Here is a 17,868-nt window from a genome sequence, read left to right as displayed (position 1 = left end):
CAGGCCCGCCTGGGATTTCAGCCGTCCTTAAGCCGCTGGTAGGCCTCGAGTGCCCGTTCCCGGGACTCCGGGAGGTCCACCAGGGGAGCGGGATACCCCCGCAGGTCACCGCCGGCCTTCCACGGCTCGTGGATGCCTTTTCCGTCCAGTCCTGCCAGCTCAGGGATGTAGCGGCGCAGGTAGTTCCCGGCGGCGTCGAACTTCTTGCTCTGGGTCACCGGGTTGAAGATCCGGTAGTACGGGGAGGCGTCCGCTCCTGAGCCTGCGACCCACTGCCAGTTCGCGGGGTTGCTCGCGGCGTCGGCGTCCACCAGGGTGTCCCAGAACCAGGCCTCCCCGGTCCGCCAATCCGCCAGGAGGTTCTTGACCAGGAAGGACGCCGCCGCCATCCTCACCCTGTTGTGCATCCAGCCTGTCTGCCAGAGCTGCCGCATCCCGGCATCAACGAACGGATATCCGGTGCGGCCCTGCTGCCAGGCCTTCAGTTCCTCGCTGCCCAGGGACTGCCACTCAAAGCGGTCAAACTCCGCCCGGTAGTTACGGGTGGCCAGTTCCGGGTTGGTGTACAGGAGGTGCCAGCAGAACTCGCGCCAGCCGAGCTCGGAACGGAAGATCCCGACGTCGGCCGGCACCTCCCGCGGAAAGCTGCTGCGGATTTCCCGCCAGATCCTGAAAGGACTGACTTCGCCGAAGCGCAGGTGCGGAGACAGGCGGCTTGTTCCTTCCACCCCCGGCACATTGCGGCCGGTGCCGTAGTCCCGTGCAGGACCGTCCAGGAAATCCTCCAGCCGCCGGTGGGCACCTTCTTCCCCAGGCTCCCAGGTTTCGGCCAGCCCGCCGCTCCAGTCGGGGGAGGAGGGCAGGAGCTGCCAGCCCTCAAGCTCGTCCCCGGCCGGCCTGCCACCTGTTCCCTTGGGCGGCGCCGGCAACTTCAGCGGAGCGTCGAGGGGGCCGCGCACATCACCGTTCGCGAGGCAGGCCCGCCAGAACGGTGTGAACACTTTGTAGGGGCCGCCGGCACCGGTGCGGACCGTCCATGGCTCAAACAGGAGGTTCGCCTGGTAGCTGGAGGCTTCAATACCGTTTTCTCCGGCCCACGCCTTGACGGCGGCGTCAAGTGTGCGTTCCGGCAGGCTGTAGCGGCGGTTCCAGAACAGGTGGCCTGCGTTGGTCTCGGCTGCGAGTTGGCGGATTACCTCCTGCGCAGGGCCGCGGCGGAGGACCAGTCGGGAGCCGTTGGCCTCGAGCGCCGCCGCCAGGGAGGTGAGGGAGTGATGCAGCCACCACCGGGTGGCCCCGCCGAGTGGCCGGACGCCCTCGGACTCCTCGTCGAGGATGAAGACGACCGTCAGGGGCAGGCCCAGCGCAGCCGCTTCCACCAGGGCCGGATTGTCGTCCAGCCGAAGGTCGTCGCGAAGCCAGACGATCGAGGTCACACCGGAGGAGTCCATAGCACCACGCTACACAGGGACAGGAAGGGCCGGGGCCCGTCCGTGGCCCCGGCCCTACTTCTTCACTACGGAAGTGGCGGCATGTCCCGCCTCCGTTCAGAGTTTGTCGAAGTCAGCTTCCTCGACGGTGGATGCCGAGGCCGCGGAACCTGAAGTGCCGAGGGCCGGCTTGGTTGAATTGCCCGACTTCAGGGCGGCCAGGCGCGCTTCGATCTCCACCTGCTCTCCGAGGTCTTCAAGCTGGTTGAACTGGGCGTCCAGGCTGGAAGCGGCGAGCTCCTCGTGGCCGCGGACCTTGGCTTCCTCGCGGCGGATCTTTTCTTCGAACCGCCCAACCTCGCTGGTGGGGTCCATGATGTCGATGCTCTTGATGGCGTCGTGGACCTGGGACTGCGCTGCAGCGGTCTTGGATCGGGCCACCAGTTCGTTGCGCTTGCTGGTCAGCTGGTTGAGCTTGCCCTTCATCTGGTCCAGGCCGGTCTTCAGCTTCTCCACCACTTCGCGCTGGGAAGCAATGCTCGGCTCCGCGCCCTTGGCCTCATTTTCGGCGGCCATCTGCCGCTGCAGGGCTACCTTGGCGAGGTTGTCGAACTTCTCGGCGTCCACCACGTCGCCGCTGGCGCGGAATTCATCCGCCTTGCGCGAGGCCGCGAGTGCCTTGTTGCCCCAGTCGCGGGCGTTCTTGACATCCTCGTTGTAGTCGTCCTCGAGCATCCGGAGGTTGCCGATGGTCTGGGCAACGGCAGACTCTGCTTCTGCGATGTTGTTGGTGTAGTCCCGGACCATCTGGTCCAGCATCCTCTGCGGATCCTCAGCGTTGTCCAGCAACGAGTTGACGTTAGCCTTTGCCAGCTGCGCGATGCGGCCGAAAATGGACTGCTTAACCATGGTGTTACCCTTTCGTCCTGCTCTGTGGTGACCACTGAATCCAGTGAACAATTATGTGGTGCGTGCCCGTGGGCCGGACTGCACAGCCTTTGGGCCAGCCGGGCGTCTAGAAGTCCCCGCCGCCGCCGGAGTCGCCGCCCCAGCCGCCCATGTCTCCGCCGCCGAAATCGCCGCCGCCCCAGCCGCCGCCGTCGCTGTGGCCGCCGCCCCAGCCTGCGCCGCCGCCTCCATGGAGGATGGAGTTGATCAGGATGCCACCCAGGATGGCGCCCCCCAGGCCCCCGCCGCCGCCACCGCCACCGCCGAACATCCCGCCGCGGCCGTAGCCCTGGTTGGCGTAGCCGCCGAAGTGGTCCACATCCGCCTGCGCCAGCTGGGCGGCCTGCGCCGCCAGCGCGTGGGCCTGCTGGGCGTAGGTGAGGGCCGTGACCGGATCGGTGCGCGAGATGGACAGGGCGTAATCGAGGTTCCGCTGCGACTCGGCAAGCCGGGTGCGTGCCTCAGTGCCCACACCGCCGCGGCGAGCGGTGATGTAGTCCGACGTTGCGCTGATCTGCGCCTGGGCGGACATGATGGTCTGCTGGAGCGAGGCCTGGGCCCGGCGCGCCTGCTCCTGCTGGTCCCTGATGCCGCTGAGTGCCTGGTCCAGCGACTGGTGGGCAGTTTCCACCCGCTGCAATGTGGCGATCGGGTCAATCTTGCCGCCCTGGATTTCCGCCTTGACCTGCGCGAGGGCGCTTTCGACGCCGGCCACCGGTCCGGCCAGTTCCGGGTGTGCCCCGGACTGGACCATGGCCCTTGCCTGGGCGAGGTCCTGCGAGGTGTCCACAACGGCACTCTCGAGGCTGCTCCTGGCCTCGTCGAGGTTGGATGAAACCTTGGCGATGGCATCGAGGAGGACGTTCGTCTGGTGCAGGCTCTCCTCGGCTGCCCGGACAGCTACCGCGGCCAGGCTGTCCTCGCCCTCACCCAGCTTCTGCTGCGCGGTGGCGGTTGCATTCTGAACGAACGCCAGGCGCTCCTTGGCCTGCAGAATGTTGTCCGAGACCTGGGTGAGGGCGCTCTCGGCATACTTTGAGCGCAGCGCAGTGAGTGACTGCTCGGCCGTGTTGATCTTCGCGTCTGCTTCCCGCGCCCCGGCGTTGACCGTGGCCAGGGCCTGCGGAGCGTTCTTCTCGAGTTCGCGCAGGGAATCGAAGTCCGCTTTCTGCTCTTGCAGCGAGGTCAGGGCGGCTTCGGACCGGCGGATGATTTCGACAAGCCAGGTCCGCTGCTGTTCCTCGGTGTCAGGAATGTGGTCGTCCAGCTGCTGCTGCAGCTTGAAGGATTCGCTCAGGTGGGCTTTGGCTTCGGCCAGCGCCTTGGTGAAGTTCCCGACGGCGGAATCTCCGTACTGCGCCTGGGCGAAGCCAAGCTCCTGCTCGCTGGACTTGATGGCGTCGTCCGCCTCGATCAGCAGGGAGCCGCTCTTGCGGCGCAGTTCCTCGATGTTCAGCGAGGCCAGAGGATCCGCCGGAGCTTCCTGTCCGCCGTGTCCCGCGCCCGCCGCCTGTCCTGCGGCCTTCTTTCGCTTGTTCCGGAAATAAAGGTAGGCGCCGGCACCACCGGCAGCAACAATTCCGGTTCCCACCAGGACAGCCGCTCCGGCACCATCACCGGGGACATTGCCACTGCCGCCCCCGGCTGCATCACCAATGGCCGCTGCGGCGTTGATCGCCGCCTGCGCGTAGTTGTCGTTCGCGAGCTGCGGGCCGATTGCCTTGCTCTTGATGTTCTCGATCTGGGCGGTGGTGATCTTGCTGCCACCCTTGTTGAGGACGTACTGCCTGGTATCGGTGGCGACCGCGAAAATCAGCGCATTGGATCCGAGGTTGGCCTTTTCGGCCACCGCATCTGACCAGGCTTCACGATCGGCGGGGTTCTCAAACTTCTTGACGATGACGACGTGCAGCACGGTGGCGTGGTCCGCACCAAGCTTCTTGATGGCGTCCTGGACCTCACCCTTTTTCGAACCCAGGACTCCCGAAGGATCCACAATTTTCGTTGCGGGATCCAAAGTGACCGGTGGTTCGGCCCAGGCCGCGCCGGCGGGCATCGCCAGGAAAGCGGTTAGGCCGATCACGGCGAGGATACGTTTGAACTTTGACCGCATGTGCAACCCTTCAGCACGCCTGACGCCAGTTCGGGACGAACCGGTCGTCTGAGAATGCACAGCGCCCCCACGCTTGGTGTGAAGCCGCAGGTCGCTGTGGCAATTCATCTTGATTCTATGGTGCACCCCAGAGCCAGTCCATCGGCCCGACTATGCCACCAGCGAAACGCCGGACCCGCCGCTGCCGGGGCCGAAAAGTCTTCAGCAAGCTCTCAGCAAACATAAGAGATTGTTCCAGCCGGGGAGTCCATAGTTAATGCAGACGAGGATGAAAGGAAGTCCCATGACTGAGAACCAGACGCCCGGGCAGGGCCCGAGGAACGACGGCCCGGACCGGGATCCCTGGGAGCAGCAGCACGCCGGCCAGCCGGAGGGCAATGCTGCCGGAACCGGTAAACCCGGCCCTCGGGAGTACCCCACCGAGGGGCTGGACCGGCACGAGGACAACCCCACGCAGGAGATCCCCGGCGCTCCGCGTCCGGTCTATCCCCAGCGGCAGCCGTTCTACGGACAGAACACTTCGCAGGAGCCGGCACCCGGCCAACAGCAGGCACCGCAGCCCGGCCATGGCTTCTACGGCCAAGGCGGCCAGTACGGAGCCGTGGGCCTTGCCCCCAACCCCAAGGACGCGCCGCGGCGGAAGGCCTCGTTCGGCGTCGGCACGCTCGTGGCCAGCATCCTCGCTGCCGGGCTGGTGGGAGGCGGAGTGGCCACGGTCGGTTCCGCGGGACTGGTTAACACCGGTGCCGGCTCGACGGTGACCGGCAACAGCCAGCCGGGCACGGTCATCGTCAACAACAAGGACAACGTGAATGCCATCACGGCTGCTGCCGTTAAGGCGTCGCCCAGCGTGGTGACCATCAGCGCGTCCACCGGCAGCGCCGGCGGCACCGGCTCCGGCATCGTCCTCAACGACCAGGGGCATATCCTCACCAACACCCACGTGGTCACCCTGGACGGCCAAACGGCCAACGCCGCGCTAGAAGTGCGTACCAGTGACGGTCGTGTCCTCGGCGCCAAACTCGTGGGCACAGACCCGCTGTCCGACCTCGCGGTCATCAAGGTGGACAACGCCTCCGGCCTCACCCCGGCGACCTTGGGCGACTCCGGAAAGCTGAACGTGGGTGACACCGCCATTGCCATCGGTTCGCCCCTGGGCCTGACAGGCACCGTAACGGACGGAATCGTCTCCACCCTCAACAGGACCATCAGCGTGGCCTCCGCCGCTGCACCGGAAGGCGACAAGGCCGAGGACGATGGCGGCGGCTTCCAGTTCGCACCTCCCGGCGGCGGCGAAAGCCAGCAGCCGGCCAACCAGGGCGAAATTTCCATCAACGTCATCCAGACAGACGCCGCCATCAACCCCGGCAACTCGGGCGGTGCCCTGGTGAACAGCAGCGGCGAAATCATCGGCGTCAACGTGGCCATCGCATCAGCGGGCTCAAACGCATCGTCCACCAGCGGCAACATCGGCGTCGGCTTCAGTATCCCCATCAACCACGCCAAGCGCGTCGCCCAGGAAATCATTGACACCGGCAAGGCTTCCCATGGCCAACTGGGCGTCAGCGTTCGGAAGAAGGCGGCATCCAGCACCTCGTCCGAGTTCTCGGTCGGCGCGGACGTGGCCACGGTGGAAGCCAATTCGGCTGCGGCCAAGGCCGGGATCAAGGTGGGCGACGTCATCACGAAGTTCAACGACCTCGCCATCGGTGAACCCAACCAGCTGACCGCGGCTGTCCGCGAACAGCGTGCCGGTGCCACCGTGAAGATCACCGTCCTGCGCAACGGCGCGGAACAGACCTTCGACGTCACCCTCGGCACCGCTGCCGGCTAGCAGCGGCGGCCCGCCAAGGCGTAGTCAGCAATGCCCGACGGCGGCGTCCCCACCTTGGGGGCGCCGCCGTCGGACATTAAACGATGGGCGGGCAGCGGGGGCAGCGGCGCGCATGTCCAGCCCACTGACACAGGCGTTAACGGAAGAGGGCGCCGGGGCGCGCCTATATGGTTAGCTAGGAGCTACCCGTATGCCGGGGCATTCCGCGGCCATGACCTCACCCGGCTGGCTGTCCACAAGCATGGAAGGCTGCTGTAAATACAGTGGAAGATACATTGAAGATCATCGTCCTGGTCAAGCATGTACCGGACGCGCAGTTTGACCGCCACCTCAATGGGGAGGACTACACGACTGACCGCGACGAGAGCATCCTGTCCGAGCTTGACGAATACGCACTCGAGGCAGCCCTGCAGCTGGCCGAAGCCCGCGGGGGAGCCAAGGCAGGCAACCAGGTCATCGCGCTGAGCATGGGCCCTTCGGGCGCCGTTAACGCCATCAAGAAGGCGCTGCAGATCGGGGCCACCGAGGGCGTGCACCTCACGGATGACGCACTGGCCGGTTCGGACGCCGCCGCCACGTCCCTGGCGCTGGCAGCAGCAGTCCGGCACCTGGGCAGCGTGGACCTGGTCATCACCGGCATGGCGTCAACCGACGGTGAAACCTCCCTCGTTCCCGCCCAGCTGGCCGAACGGCTCGGCCTCCCGCAGGTCACCTTCGCCTCCACGTTGGAGGTCGACGGCGGACGCCTCACCGCGCGCCGCGACGCTGACACGTCGTCCGAGACGGTGGAAGCACCGCTCCCGGCCGTCGTCTCCGTGACGGACCAGATCAATGAGCCGCGCTACCCCAACTTCAAGGGCATCATCGCAGCCAAGCGCAAGAGCATCACCACGCTCTCCCTCGCTGACATCGGTGTGGACCCGGCGCAGGTGGGGCACGCCGGTTCCTGGACCCGCGTGCTCAGTGCGGAGGAACGACCGCCCCGGACCGCCGGGACCATCATCACCGACGAAGGCGATGCCGGCATCAAGCTCGTTGACTTCCTGGCCGCCCAGAAGCTGCTCTAAGAGGGACCACAGACATGGCAAAAGTACTTGTATTCATTGACAACCCCGGGGCTGCGCTCAAGAAGAGCAACCTTGAACTGCTCACTTTGGGCCGCTCACTCGGCGAGACGGCAGTTGCGCTGAACGGGACGCTGCACGACGACGTTGCGGCCACCTTTGCCGAGTACGGCGTCAGCACGGTGCTGTTCCCCTCGGCAGGGGACCTCGATGACTTCCTTGTTGCCCCGAAGGCTGCCTACCTGGCAGCTGCGGCTGAACAGGCCGGGGCCGGCATCGTCCTGCTGGACAATTCGCCTGAGGGCAAGGAGATCGCCGCGCGGGCGGGCATCCGCCTGAACGCCGGCGTCATCACCGACGTGGTTGCCGTGGACGCTGACGGCACCGCGCACAAGTCAGTCCTCGCGGGCTCCTACAACACCGCCTGCAAGGCCTCCACCGCGGTCAGCGTGCTGACCGTGAAGGCCAACAACGTCACCCCGGAGCCGGCTGCGGCGCCAAGCTCACCGGAGACGGCCACGGTGGACGTTCCCGCCGGCAGCACCGCCGCGGCCGCGCGGATCACCGCCCGGGAGCAGAAAGTAGCCAGCGGGCGCCCGGACCTGACCGACGCCCGCATCGTCGTCGCCGGCGGCCGCGGCCTTGACGGTGACTTTGGTCCGGTTGAGGAACTTGCCGACGCGCTGGGCGCAGCCGTGGGTGCCTCCCGTGCCGCCACCGACGCCGGCTGGATCAGCCATGACGCGCAGGTGGGGCAGACCGGCAAGACGGTGTCCCCGCAGCTCTACATCTCGGCGGGAATCTCCGGTGCCATCCAGCAGAAGGCCGGCATGCAGACGGCGAAAGTGATCGTAGCCGTCAATAAGGACGCTGAATCACCGGTTTTCGAGATCGCGGACTTCGGCATCGTGGGCGACCTCTTCGACGTCCTCCCGCAGGCCACAGCCGAGATCAAGAAGCGAAAAGGCTGACTCCTTGACTTCCTCTCCTGCACAGGAACAGGGCCCGTTCAACCCGGACATCCACCGGATTGGGCGGGTGCTCTGTTTTGCGGCACATCCCGACGACATCGACTTCGGTGCTGCGGGCACCATCGCCGGCTGGACGGCGGCCGGAGTCCATGTCAGCTACTGCATCATGACCGACGGCGACGCCGGCGGCTTCGACCCCGCCCACCGGGCGGACATCATCGCCCTGCGCGACGCTGAACAGCGCCGGGCCGCCGAACTGGTGGGGGTCACTGACATCCACTACCTCCACCAGCGTGACGGCTACCTTGAGCCGTCGCACGAGGTGATGAAGGGCGTGGTGAAACTGATTCGGGAAATCCGTCCCGACGTCGTGCTTTCCATGCACCCGGAACGGAACTGGAAGCGCATCCAGAAGAGCCATCCCGACCATCTGGCCGTAGGCGAGGCCGTGACGCGTGCTGTCTACCCGGCAGTGGAGAATCCGTTCGCCTACCCTGAACTGGCGGAAGCCGGCCTGGGGGCCTACAAACTGCCGTGGCTGTGGCTCTATGCCGGGCCGGAAGAACGGGAGAACCATTTTGTGGACGTCACGGAGCACGTGGAGTCCAAGCTTCGGGCAATCCATGTCCACGTCAGCCAGCATCCCGACGTGGAGGCGATGGAGGCAACCGTCCGACGGGGCATGAAGCTGAATGCCGCACGCGCCGGCCTGCCGGAGGGGCGAAGCGCCGAGGCATTCCATGTGGTTGCGGTCAACGGTCCGGGAACCATCGCGGGCTTCTGACACATTTCCCCGCTGGGAAGACCACAGGCGAAAGCGCCCCGTTCCATGTCATTCCGGAAGATGGAACGGGGCGCTTTCAGCTGGTGCGGGAGCGTTCCCCTTAGGCGCCCAAGGGTGCGGCAGCCACCGTGGGCAACGTGGGCGACCGGGACCCGCCCGCCGGCTCCACGGTGATTCCCAGCGCCGCTGCGGAGGAGATCCCTTCCACCACAGCCGGCTTGGAAAGGGCTTCCTCGTCCATCAGGCCCTGGGATACGGGTGCCGAACCATCCTTGGGGATCAGCCACATCTGGTACACCTTGCCGGCGGGCGGCGCAGGAACGCCGTTCATCTTGACAACGGCGGCATCCTCGGAGGACGAAATGAGCAGGGTGGCGGTGCCGCCGCCGGCCACATCCACCGAGGCCTCCCGCAGGTCCCCTGCCCGCACCACCTGGTTGATGGGATCGTTCAGGTCCGCCAGGTATGAACCCACTCCCACGCCGCCGAGGGCGATGGCGGCCGCGGCGGCCACTCCGGCCAGCCAGCGGCGGGTGCCGGAAGGCCGGCGCCGTTCCTCCCGGCGCTGCCGCGCCTTGGCGAGCTCGTCCCCGGCAACCGGCTGCCCTGTTGCCGACGGCCCGGCGGGCGCGGCGGCAGGCCCCGCGGCGGGGGCCGGGTCGTCCGCTTCCGGGCGGTTGTCCTGTGCAGGAAGCTGTGCGACGATGCGGTCGAAAAGGTCGGCCGGCGGCTCTTCCTCGACCCGGAAAGTCCTGGCCAGAGTTTCCCTTGCCTGGCGTACCCGGTCGAAAAAGAGGGTACGTTCCGATTCCGGGGCAGCCGAGATGTACTGCTCGATCGCCCGGCGTTCTTCGTCGGTCACCGCGTCCAGGGCATACAGCTCCGCCAGCTCTACGACCCGGCCGGAAGCCAGGTCCATGGCTACGGTGTCACCAAACGAACCTGGACGGCCGTCGCGGCCATGGTTCATGTCACTCATCTCAACTCACCTCCAGACAGGTCTTCAGCCGGATTAATCCGTCACGGATCCGGGATTTTATGGTCGGTACTGCTGCGTTCAGGCGTTCGGCAACTTCCCGGTACGTGAGGCCGCCGTAGTAGGCCAGCCGCACCGACTCCTGCTGCGTTTCGGTCAGCGTTCCCAGGCAACGGACCACGGCCTCGGCTTCCAGTCTGCTCCCGACCTGGTCCGACACTGTGTCGTGGTCGATGTCCTGGGTGCTGGCGCCGTATTTGGCCTCGCGGTCAGTGGAGGACTGCGAGGACCGGACTCTGTCCACAGCGCGGCGGTGCGAAATGGTCATTAGCCAGGAGAGCGGGCTCCCGGCCTTGGGATCGAACTTCGCCGCGTTCTGCCACACCTGGAGGAAGACCTCCTGCGTGGTGTCTTCGCTGAGTTCGGGGTCGATCAGCACGCGGCGGGCCATACCGAAAACCCGGCGCGACGTGAGTCGGTAGAACTCGGCGAAGGCGGCCTGGTCGCCCCGGCCTATGCCTTCCAGCAGGACTGAAAGCCGGTGGCTGAGATCGGCCGGAGGGTCTGTCACCGCGGCATGGGCCTCGGAATGCGGGGCCTCGGAATGCTGGGCCTCGGAATGCGGGGCATTGGGGGTTTCCATTACTACCAAGCATAAGTGTCCGGACCGTGAATCCTCAGCAGTGCCGCCCCGGCTGCTGCGGGCGGTCCTGGAACGTGACTCCAGCAATGTCACCTGCAGCTCCTTGAACACGATGGAATGTTGTCGGGAGTGATTCGACGCCGCAGCAGGGGCGGATGGGTTGGCTGGGAAAAATGATACGGCCCGCCCGTTGTGTGCCTGGAACGGAGCGGGTCAGATCCTGGCGCCGGCGAAGCCCTGTTGGCGCCACGCTTCGTACACGGCGATGGAGGCGGCGTTGGCCAGGTTCAGGGAGCGCAGTGCCGGCAGCATGGGCAACCGGACGGTGGAGGTGACATGGGGATCTGCCTTCAGTTCCGCCGGCAGGCCCACGGATTCCCGTCCGAACATCAGGACGTCACCCGGCTGGTAGGAGATGTCCGTGTAGCTGGCGGCTCCGTCCGACGTAAAGGCGTACACCCGTTCCGGCTTCAGGTGCTGCCAGGCGTCCTCGATGCTCGGGTGCACAGTGACGACGGCGAGGTCGTGGTAGTCGAGGCCGGCCCGTCGGAGTTTCGCATCCGAAAAGTCGAAGCCGAGCGGTTCCACGAGGTGCAGTTCGGCCCCGGTGATGGCTGCCAGCCGGATGGCGTTGCCGGTATTGCCGGGGATTTCGGGGGCATGGAAAAGGATGCGGAACACGGTTCCATCCTAGCGACCGTTGCAGGCGCAGGGCGTCCAGGGTCAGTGCATGCCGCGCAGCAGCCTGGCCAGCACCGGAACGTTCACCGTGTTGGGGGCCGGCCCGGCGGCAAGGAATTCCTTGAGGCCACGCACCATCCCCGCGGCATTGACCACCTGTACGGCTTCCAGCCCGCCTGCCGACCGGCGGTGGTTGTCGATCACCGGCTCATGGAGGTTGCCGTCCGGACTGAGCACGACGGTCCAGCCTGTGACATTCAGTTCCGGGAAGATGTCCTGCATGGCACGCACCACGTGTGCGAGCTGCGGCGGGGGGATGGCACGGCCGCCGTGGTTCAAGGTCCGGCCGTCCCAGGCATAGGCTCCCTTGGGCAACAGCATGGAGCCGATCAGCGCCAGCCGGTACCCGGACAGCACAGCATGGTCGATGTGGCTGTTGTCCGCGGGGGACTGGAGGCCATTGATGAGCCTGGCGGCCGGAATTGCCGGCAGGACCTGTCGGGTGAGGAGCTGGACGGTGCGCATTTCCCGCTGGATGCGTGCCTCGGCGCCGAATATTCCACGTTTCCGGGGCATGCCGTGGACCTGCCGGCTGGCGAGTTCCAGCGGGATAAGGGGAACGTCGCCGGCAGGAACGCTGTCGTACGCCGGGACGTAGACCGGGGGATCTCCGGCGGTGTTGCGGGCGTTGCCTGGCCGGTGGACGGTGGCAGAAGCGCGGCTGCCTGCCGCCGGGGCGTCGAAGTGCGGCTCCCTCCCGGCCTCGTCCCCGCGGACAGTGCCGGCGGCGTAGGAGCGGTCGTAGGCTTTCCTGCGGATGGGGTCGATGAGGGTTTCATAGGCCTTTGTCACCCGCCGGAATGCTGCGGCATCTCCCCCGTGATCGGGGTGGGCCGTGCGGGCAGCCCGGCGGTAGGCCACCTTGATTTCCTTCTCCGTGGCTGTCACCGGCACACGAAGCACCTGGTAATACGAGCCGCTGCTCTCGGTCAAGCACCCATCCTTTGGTTGATTCGGCCAGTCTTCGCGGGTAGCCCGGTCTGCACAGTTTAATGGCCCTGCCTGAACAACGACGTTCCGGCCCCGCCGGGTTCCCTGCGGCCGGCGGGGGCTGGCGTTGCGGGGCGGGGACCAGGGCGTTGGCCCGGGCCCGGATACCTCTAGACTCGTGCATGCGCGGCCGTCCGGCCGCGGCGGGATGCATTGGGGTAGGAATGGAAATGCCGGCGACGGCGGGAACGGCTGGCTGGGCCGGGCGGCGGCCCGTGCCGATACTGGCAGCCGCAATGGCGGCCCTGCTCATGGGCGGCTGCAGCGTTGAGGTACGGGACCCGGCGGCTGCGGAACCTGCGGCCAGCACGCCCGCAGTGGCTACGCCCACCATAACGCCGGGCCACGACGCTGAGGCAGTAGCCGGCCGGGACCTGCCCTTTGCTGCCGGCGGCACCCTGGCCCCGGGGGTGCCGGTTGGAATCTCGGATGGACTCAAGGAAGCTCCGGGCTGGAAGGCCGGGAGCCGCAACGTCGCGGGCGAAAGCCGGTACACCAAGGCCGACGGATGCCTGGTTGCCGCCAAAGCCCGCACCAACCAGAACGCCCTTGCCAGGGCTGATGACCGGGAATCGACCATTGCCCTCTTCGAATACCTTGATCCGTCCATCCTGCCCGGCTACCTGAAAACGGAGACCCTGCAGTGGGGCGCATCCCCGGAAGGGCCAGGGCGCGCGGTGGAGGTGCTGGCCCTGGAGCCGGCACCGCAGCCGGGCGGCAGGGCAACGGCTGTGCTGGCCAGGCTTTTCGGCACGGCCGGTTCGTCGGTCTATGTCTCCATCTCCTGCCCGGACGCCGCCTCGCTCGCGTCGGCCAGGTCCGACGTCGTGCGTTTCCTGCCTCTGGTCCCGCCGGCCGGCTAGCAGCCCCAGGCGCAGCCGCTCCTGCCTCAAGGCATGGACAGTAGAATTGGGAGGTGCCCGTTTACCTGGACCATGCCGCAACCACGCCCCTCTCACCTGAGGCGCTGGCTGCCTTGACGCGTGAGCTCGCGCGCACCGGGAATCCCTCCTCCCTGCACGGCTCCGGCCGACGCGCCCGCCGTGCGGTGGAAGACGCGCGGGAGGCCATTGCGGCTGCAGCGGGGGCCCACCCCTCGGAAGTCATCTTCACCTCGGGGGGCACGGAGTCTGACAACCTGGCCGTCAAGGGCCTCTACTGGTCACGGGTGGCAGAAAACCCTGCCCGTCGCCGCATCCTGTGTTCCGCCGTCGAGCACCATGCCGTCCTGGACACCGTGGAGTGGCTGGAGCGGCACGAAGGCGCCGAGGTGGCATGGCTTCCCGTGGACAGCGAGGGGGTCGTGGAACTGACCGCCCTTGAAAAGGAACTTTCCCGTGACCCGGACACCATTGCCCTGGCAACGGTCATGTGGGCGAACAACGAGGTGGGCACCATCCAGCCCGTCAGCCGGATCGTGGAACTGGCCCACGCCGCAGGGGTGCCCGTGCACTCGGACGCGGTACAGGCATTCGGTTCGCTTCCCGTGGACTTCAAGGCCTCCGGCCTGGACGCCATGTCAATCTCCGGGCACAAAATCGGCGGACCGGTGGGGGTGGGGGCCCTCCTGCTAGGGCGGGCGGTGAAACTGACGCCCGTCCAGCACGGCGGCGGCCAGGAACGTGACGTCCGCTCAGGCACGCTGGACACCGCCTCCATCGCAGCCTTCGCCGCGGCTGCGGAAAAGGTTGCGGCCACGCTGGGCGAGGAGTCGGCGCGGATCGCGGCCCTCCGCGACCGGCTGATTGACGGCGTCCATGCACAGGTTCCGGAAGCCGTCCTGCGGGGTGCCCCAGGGAACGGCCGGCTCCCCGGGAACGCGCACTTCACCTTCCCCGGCTGCGAAGGGGACTCCCTGCTGTTCCTCCTGGACCTGGCAGGGGTGGAGTCATCCACGGGTTCCGCCTGCACGGCAGGGGTGCCGAGGCCTTCGCACGTCCTGCTGGCCATGGGCCTGGACGAGGAGACGGCGCGCGGAGCGCAGCGGTTCACCCTGGGCCACGCATCCGTGGAGGCCGACGTCGATGCGCTGCTGGCCGCGCTTCCGGGAGCCTATGCACGGGCGCGGCAGGCGGGCATGGCCGGACACGAGTCCAGTATCCAAACCGCAGGAACCCTGGCCCGCCGGGTGCCGGCCCAGGAATGACGGGAGCTTGCCGCGCCCGTCGAATTGACACCGCCGTAGAATAGATAGGCGAAGATCGTTTCCGGGTGACTGCCCGCCTTTTAAGCCGGCCTCCGGCAGTTCGGCCCCGGAGGTACCCCAACAGAAAGCAAACATGCGAGTTCTAGCAGCCATGAGCGGCGGAGTCGACTCCGCCGTTGCCGCCGCCCGCGCCGTCGAGGCAGGGCACGACGTCGTCGGCGTCCACCTGGCGCTGTCCCGCATGCCCGGAACGTTGCGCACCGGAAGCCGGGGCTGCTGCACCATTGAAGACTCCCGCGATGCATGGCGCGCCTGCGATGTGCTGGGCATTCCGTACTACGTCTGGGATTTCTCCGAGCGGTTCAAGGAAGACGTCGTCCAGGACTTCATCGATGAATACGCCGCCGGCCGCACGCCCAACCCCTGCATGCGCTGCAACGAACGGATCAAGTTCGCGGCACTGCTGGAGAAGGCCATCGCGCTGGGCTTCGACGCCGTGTGCACGGGGCACTATGCCAAGGTGATCGAGGACGCTGACGGTAACCGCGAACTCCACCGCGCGGCTGACTGGGCCAAGGATCAGAGCTACGTCCTGGGCGTCCTGACCCACGAGCAGCTCAAGCACTCCATGTTCCCGCTCGCCGATACGCCGTCCAAGGCTGAAGTGCGTGCAGAGGCGGAGCGGCGCGGCTTGTCTGTAGCAAACAAGCCGGACAGCCACGACATCTGCTTCATCCCCGACGGCGACACCGCCGGATGGCTGGCGGAAAAGATCGATATGTCCACCGGTGACATCGTGGATGAAACAGGCACCAAGGTGGGCGAACATCCTGGCGCCAACGCCTTCACCGTGGGCCAGCGCCGCGGGCTGAAGCTGGGCACCCCCGCCGCCGACGGCAAGCCGCGGTTTGTCCTTGAGATCCGGCCCAAGGAGAACAAGGTTGTGGTGGGCCCCGAGGCGCTGCTGGCGATTGACGAGATCCGCGGCATCAAAGTGTCCTGGGCCGGAATGCCCATCGCTGAAGTAGGGACGGGCGGGGACTTCGAATGCCACGCGCAGGTCCGTGCCCACGGCGATCCCGTTCCTGCCACGGCACGCATGGAGCCGGCCGGCCGGGATACGGAAGCGGGCGGAGGCCAGCTCGTCGTCCGGCTCGCCACTCCGCTGCGCGGAGTGGCCCCCGGGCAGACGATAGTCCTTTACCAGGGCAGCCGCGTGCTGGGCCAGGCAACGATCGACGCTGCCCGCTCGCTTCAGCGCGCCGCGCTCTAGACCCTTAATTTCGAGCACCGCCCCGGTTCCGCCGGGGCGGTGTTCTTTGTTGTGCGCGCCCTGGCGGGAGGACCGGGGCTCATTCAGGTAAATTTTGTGTCTCAACTCACAAAATCGTCCCGTCTGAGGGTTGACTCTCTGATTGAATCTAGGCATCAGCACCGCGCGCTTCCCGCCTGAGCACATGTACCCGTCAGCGGTCGGCGGGCGCGCACTCATCGAACAGAAAGTTCACAGATGACGAAGAGCAACAAAGCACTGCATGGCGCAATCGCGCTGGCAGGCATCTCCGCAATCGCACTGACAGCCTGCACGGGCCCCTCAGGCGGCGGCGGAACCTCAACCGGCGAGGCAGGAGGCGGTGCCATCACCTACGGCACCACGGACAAGGTGGTCACCCTCGACCCCGCCGGATCCTATGACGGCGGATCCTTCATGGTGATGAACCAGATCTACCCGTTCCTGCTCAACTACAAGCCCGGCACTGCAGACGCCGCGCCGGACATCGCCGAGTCCGCCTCCTTCACCAGCCCCACCGAGTACACGGTGAAGCTGAAGCCCGGCCTGAAGTTCGCCAACGGCAACACGCTGGACTCCTCGGACGTCGTGTTCTCCTTCAAGCGGGTCAAGGCCATTGACGATCCCAACGGCCCGGCCTCACTGCTTTCGAACATGGAAAAGATCGAAGCGACGGACCCCAACACCGTCGTGTTCACCCTTGCGGCCGGAAATGACCAGGTGTTCCCTGGCGTCCTCGCCTCCAACCCCGGGCCGATCGTGGACGAGCAGGTCTTCCCGGCGGACAAGGTCATGGACGACGACGCCATCGTCGCCGCAAAGCCCTTCGCCGGCCAGTACACGATTGAAAGCTACAAGAAGAACGAACTGGTCAGCTTCAAACCCAATCCGGACTACCAGGGCCTGCTTGGCAAGGCGGCCAACGACGGCGCAACCCTCAAGCACTATGCCGACCCGAACAACCTGAAGCTCGACGTGCAGCAGGGCAACATTGACGTTGCCGGCCGCATCCTCACGGCCACGGACGTCGCCGACCTCGAGAAGGATTCCAAGGTCAAGGTCCACAAGGGCCCGGGCGGGGAACTGCGCTACATGGTCTTCAACTTCGACACCATGCCGTTCGGCGCGAAGACGCCCGAAGCCGATCCCGCGAAGTCGCTGGCCGTGCGCCAGGCGATAGCACACCTCGTTGACCGCGATGTCATCGCCTCCCAGGTCTTCAAGAACACCTACACTCCGGTCTATTCCTACGTCCCCAAGGAATTCGAAGGAGCAGCGGAGCCGCTGAAGAGCCTGTACGGCGACGGAAACGGCAAGCCAAGCGTGGACAAGGCCAAGAAGGTCCTGGCCGACGCCGGCGTCACCTCCGTGGTTGACCTGAAGCTGCAGTACACGGACCGCTACGGTACGTCAGCTGCCGACGAGTACGCCCTGGTCAAGGAGCAGCTTGAGAAGTCAGGTCTCTTCGCCGTTGACCTGAAGTCCACGGAATGGACCACCTACACCAAGGAGCGCCGCGCGGACGCGTACCCGGTGTACCAGCTGGGCTGGTTCCCGGACTACTCGGACGCGGACAACTACCTGACCCCGTTCTTTATTCCGGGCAACTTCCTCGGCAACCACTACGAGAACCCCGCCGTCACGGAAATCGTGAAGAAACAGCTCGTCACCACGGACAAGGCGGAACGCAGCGATCTCCTGGGCCAGGCCCAGGAAGCCATTGCGAAGGACCTCTCCACGCTCCCGCTGCTGCAGGGCGCCCAGGTAATGGTGGCCGGAACGGATGTCAAGGGAGTCGAGAAGACCCTGGACGCGTCCTTCAAGACCCGTCTTGGCGTGATGTCCAAGTAGGTCCACTGAACAATCCGGCTCTGACCTAAGACGGGGCGGGACGCGGTGCGCCTGCACAGGTGCGCGTGTCCCGCCCCGTCTGCTGG

At 66.4% G+C, this 17,868-nt stretch carries 15 protein-coding genes; 8 read left to right on the top strand and 7 right to left on the bottom strand.

The window, feature by feature from the left end; all coding sequences use genetic code 11:
* Positions 1 to 17: 17 nt before the first annotated feature.
* The 3 genes from U7114_RS03995 to U7114_RS03985 all read right to left on the bottom strand — a co-directional run bounded on the left by U7114_RS03995 (position 18) and on the right by U7114_RS03985 (position 4,491).
* Entirely contained in the window at positions 18 to 1,451 is a 1,434-nt protein-coding gene (locus tag U7114_RS03995) for a deoxyribodipyrimidine photo-lyase (protein WP_323056592.1), read from the bottom strand.
* A gap of 96 nt (positions 1,452 to 1,547) precedes the next feature.
* Positions 1,548 to 2,339: a PspA/IM30 family protein gene (locus U7114_RS03990; protein WP_157241740.1), complete on the bottom strand. Its 792-nt coding sequence runs from the start codon at positions 2,337 to 2,339 to the stop codon at positions 1,548 to 1,550.
* Between the two features lie 106 nt (positions 2,340 to 2,445).
* Positions 2,446 to 4,491: a TPM domain-containing protein gene (locus tag U7114_RS03985; RefSeq protein WP_323056591.1), complete on the bottom strand. Its 2,046-nt coding sequence runs from the start codon at positions 4,489 to 4,491 to the stop codon at positions 2,446 to 2,448.
* Between the two features lie 283 nt (positions 4,492 to 4,774).
* Here U7114_RS03985 and U7114_RS03980 point away from each other — a divergent pair, with 283 nt between their 5' ends.
* From U7114_RS03980 to U7114_RS03965, 4 genes are all read left to right on the top strand, one after another.
* Complete coding sequence (locus U7114_RS03980; protein WP_323056590.1) at positions 4,775 to 6,325, top strand: S1C family serine protease; 1,551 nt, start codon at positions 4,775 to 4,777, stop codon at positions 6,323 to 6,325.
* 275 nt (positions 6,326 to 6,600) lie between these two features.
* Positions 6,601 to 7,392 (top strand): electron transfer flavoprotein subunit beta/FixA family protein, encoded by a 792-nt coding sequence (locus tag U7114_RS03975; RefSeq protein ID WP_104998470.1) that lies wholly within the window; start codon positions 6,601 to 6,603, stop codon positions 7,390 to 7,392.
* Positions 7,393 to 7,406: 14 nt separating this feature from the next.
* Positions 7,407 to 8,360: an electron transfer flavoprotein subunit alpha/FixB family protein gene (locus tag U7114_RS03970; RefSeq protein WP_157241743.1), complete on the top strand. Its 954-nt coding sequence runs from the start codon at positions 7,407 to 7,409 to the stop codon at positions 8,358 to 8,360.
* A gap of 4 nt (positions 8,361 to 8,364) precedes the next feature.
* A complete protein-coding gene (locus U7114_RS03965) occupies positions 8,365 to 9,144 on the top strand; it encodes a PIG-L deacetylase family protein (protein WP_157241744.1) in 780 nt (259 codons plus the stop codon).
* A 100-nt stretch (positions 9,145 to 9,244) separates the two neighbouring features.
* Here the strand turns inward: U7114_RS03965 and U7114_RS03960 are convergent, their stop codons facing one another.
* The 4 genes from U7114_RS03960 to U7114_RS03945 form a co-directional block, all read right to left on the bottom strand.
* Positions 9,245 to 10,123, bottom strand: coding sequence for an anti-sigma factor domain-containing protein (locus U7114_RS03960; RefSeq protein ID WP_409339686.1), 879 nt, complete (start codon positions 10,121 to 10,123; stop codon positions 9,245 to 9,247).
* Between the two features lies 1 nt (position 10,124).
* A complete protein-coding gene (gene sigK, locus U7114_RS03955; protein ID WP_321213956.1) occupies positions 10,125 to 10,763 on the bottom strand; it encodes an ECF RNA polymerase sigma factor SigK in 639 nt (212 codons plus the stop codon).
* 213 nt (positions 10,764 to 10,976) lie between these two features.
* Positions 10,977 to 11,444 carry a tRNA (cytidine(34)-2'-O)-methyltransferase gene (locus tag U7114_RS03950; protein WP_321213955.1) on the bottom strand — a complete coding sequence of 156 codons (468 nt, stop codon included), beginning with the start codon at positions 11,442 to 11,444 and terminating at the stop codon, positions 10,977 to 10,979.
* A gap of 42 nt (positions 11,445 to 11,486) precedes the next feature.
* Positions 11,487 to 12,437 carry a J domain-containing protein gene (locus U7114_RS03945; RefSeq protein WP_323056589.1) on the bottom strand — a complete coding sequence of 317 codons (951 nt, stop codon included), beginning with the start codon at positions 12,435 to 12,437 and terminating at the stop codon, positions 11,487 to 11,489.
* 227 nt (positions 12,438 to 12,664) lie between these two features.
* Here U7114_RS03945 and U7114_RS03940 point away from each other — a divergent pair, with 227 nt between their 5' ends.
* From U7114_RS03940 to U7114_RS03925, 4 genes are all read left to right on the top strand, one after another.
* Positions 12,665 to 13,357 carry a hypothetical protein gene (locus tag U7114_RS03940; protein WP_323056588.1) on the top strand — a complete coding sequence of 231 codons (693 nt, stop codon included), beginning with the start codon at positions 12,665 to 12,667 and terminating at the stop codon, positions 13,355 to 13,357.
* A 53-nt stretch (positions 13,358 to 13,410) separates the two neighbouring features.
* Complete coding sequence (locus U7114_RS03935) at positions 13,411 to 14,640, top strand: cysteine desulfurase family protein (protein ID WP_323056587.1); 1,230 nt, start codon at positions 13,411 to 13,413, stop codon at positions 14,638 to 14,640.
* A 133-nt stretch (positions 14,641 to 14,773) separates the two neighbouring features.
* Positions 14,774 to 15,913: a tRNA 2-thiouridine(34) synthase MnmA gene (gene mnmA, locus U7114_RS03930; RefSeq protein WP_157241748.1), complete on the top strand. Its 1,140-nt coding sequence runs from the start codon at positions 14,774 to 14,776 to the stop codon at positions 15,911 to 15,913.
* A gap of 237 nt (positions 15,914 to 16,150) precedes the next feature.
* On the top strand, positions 16,151 to 17,782 hold the full coding sequence (locus U7114_RS03925) for an ABC transporter substrate-binding protein (RefSeq protein WP_157241749.1): 1,632 nt from the start codon (positions 16,151 to 16,153) through the stop codon (positions 17,780 to 17,782).
* Positions 17,783 to 17,868: the final 86 nt, after the last annotated feature.

Source organism: Pseudarthrobacter sp. C1 (assembly GCF_034720455.1).
GTDB lineage: Bacteria > Actinomycetota > Actinomycetes > Actinomycetales > Micrococcaceae > Arthrobacter.
This window is presented reverse-complemented; position numbering and strand designations above follow the sequence as displayed.

What these genes read in the sequence shown, in the direction of transcription:
- U7114_RS03995 (WP_323056592.1), bottom strand. Translation starts at nt 1,451, where the DNA reads ATGGACTCCTCCGGTGTGACCTCGATCGTCTGGCTTCGCGACGACCTT.
- U7114_RS03990 (WP_157241740.1), bottom strand. Translation starts at nt 2,339, where the DNA reads ATGGTTAAGCAGTCCATTTTCGGCCGCATCGCGCAGCTGGCAAAGGCT.
- U7114_RS03985 (WP_323056591.1), bottom strand. Translation starts at nt 4,491, where the DNA reads ATGCGGTCAAAGTTCAAACGTATCCTCGCCGTGATCGGCCTAACCGCT.
- U7114_RS03980 (WP_323056590.1), top strand. Translation starts at nt 4,775, where the DNA reads ATGACTGAGAACCAGACGCCCGGGCAGGGCCCGAGGAACGACGGCCCG.
- U7114_RS03970 (WP_157241743.1), top strand. Translation starts at nt 7,407, where the DNA reads ATGGCAAAAGTACTTGTATTCATTGACAACCCCGGGGCTGCGCTCAAG.
- U7114_RS03960 (WP_409339686.1), bottom strand. Translation starts at nt 10,123, where the DNA reads ATGAGTGACATGAACCATGGCCGCGACGGCCGTCCAGGTTCGTTTGGT.
- sigK (WP_321213956.1), bottom strand. Translation starts at nt 10,763, where the DNA reads ATGGAAACCCCCAATGCCCCGCATTCCGAGGCCCAGCATTCCGAGGCC.
- U7114_RS03940 (WP_323056588.1), top strand. Translation starts at nt 12,665, where the DNA reads ATGCCGGCGACGGCGGGAACGGCTGGCTGGGCCGGGCGGCGGCCCGTG.
- mnmA (WP_157241748.1), top strand. Translation starts at nt 14,774, where the DNA reads ATGCGAGTTCTAGCAGCCATGAGCGGCGGAGTCGACTCCGCCGTTGCC.
- U7114_RS03925 (WP_157241749.1), top strand. Translation starts at nt 16,151, where the DNA reads ATGACGAAGAGCAACAAAGCACTGCATGGCGCAATCGCGCTGGCAGGC.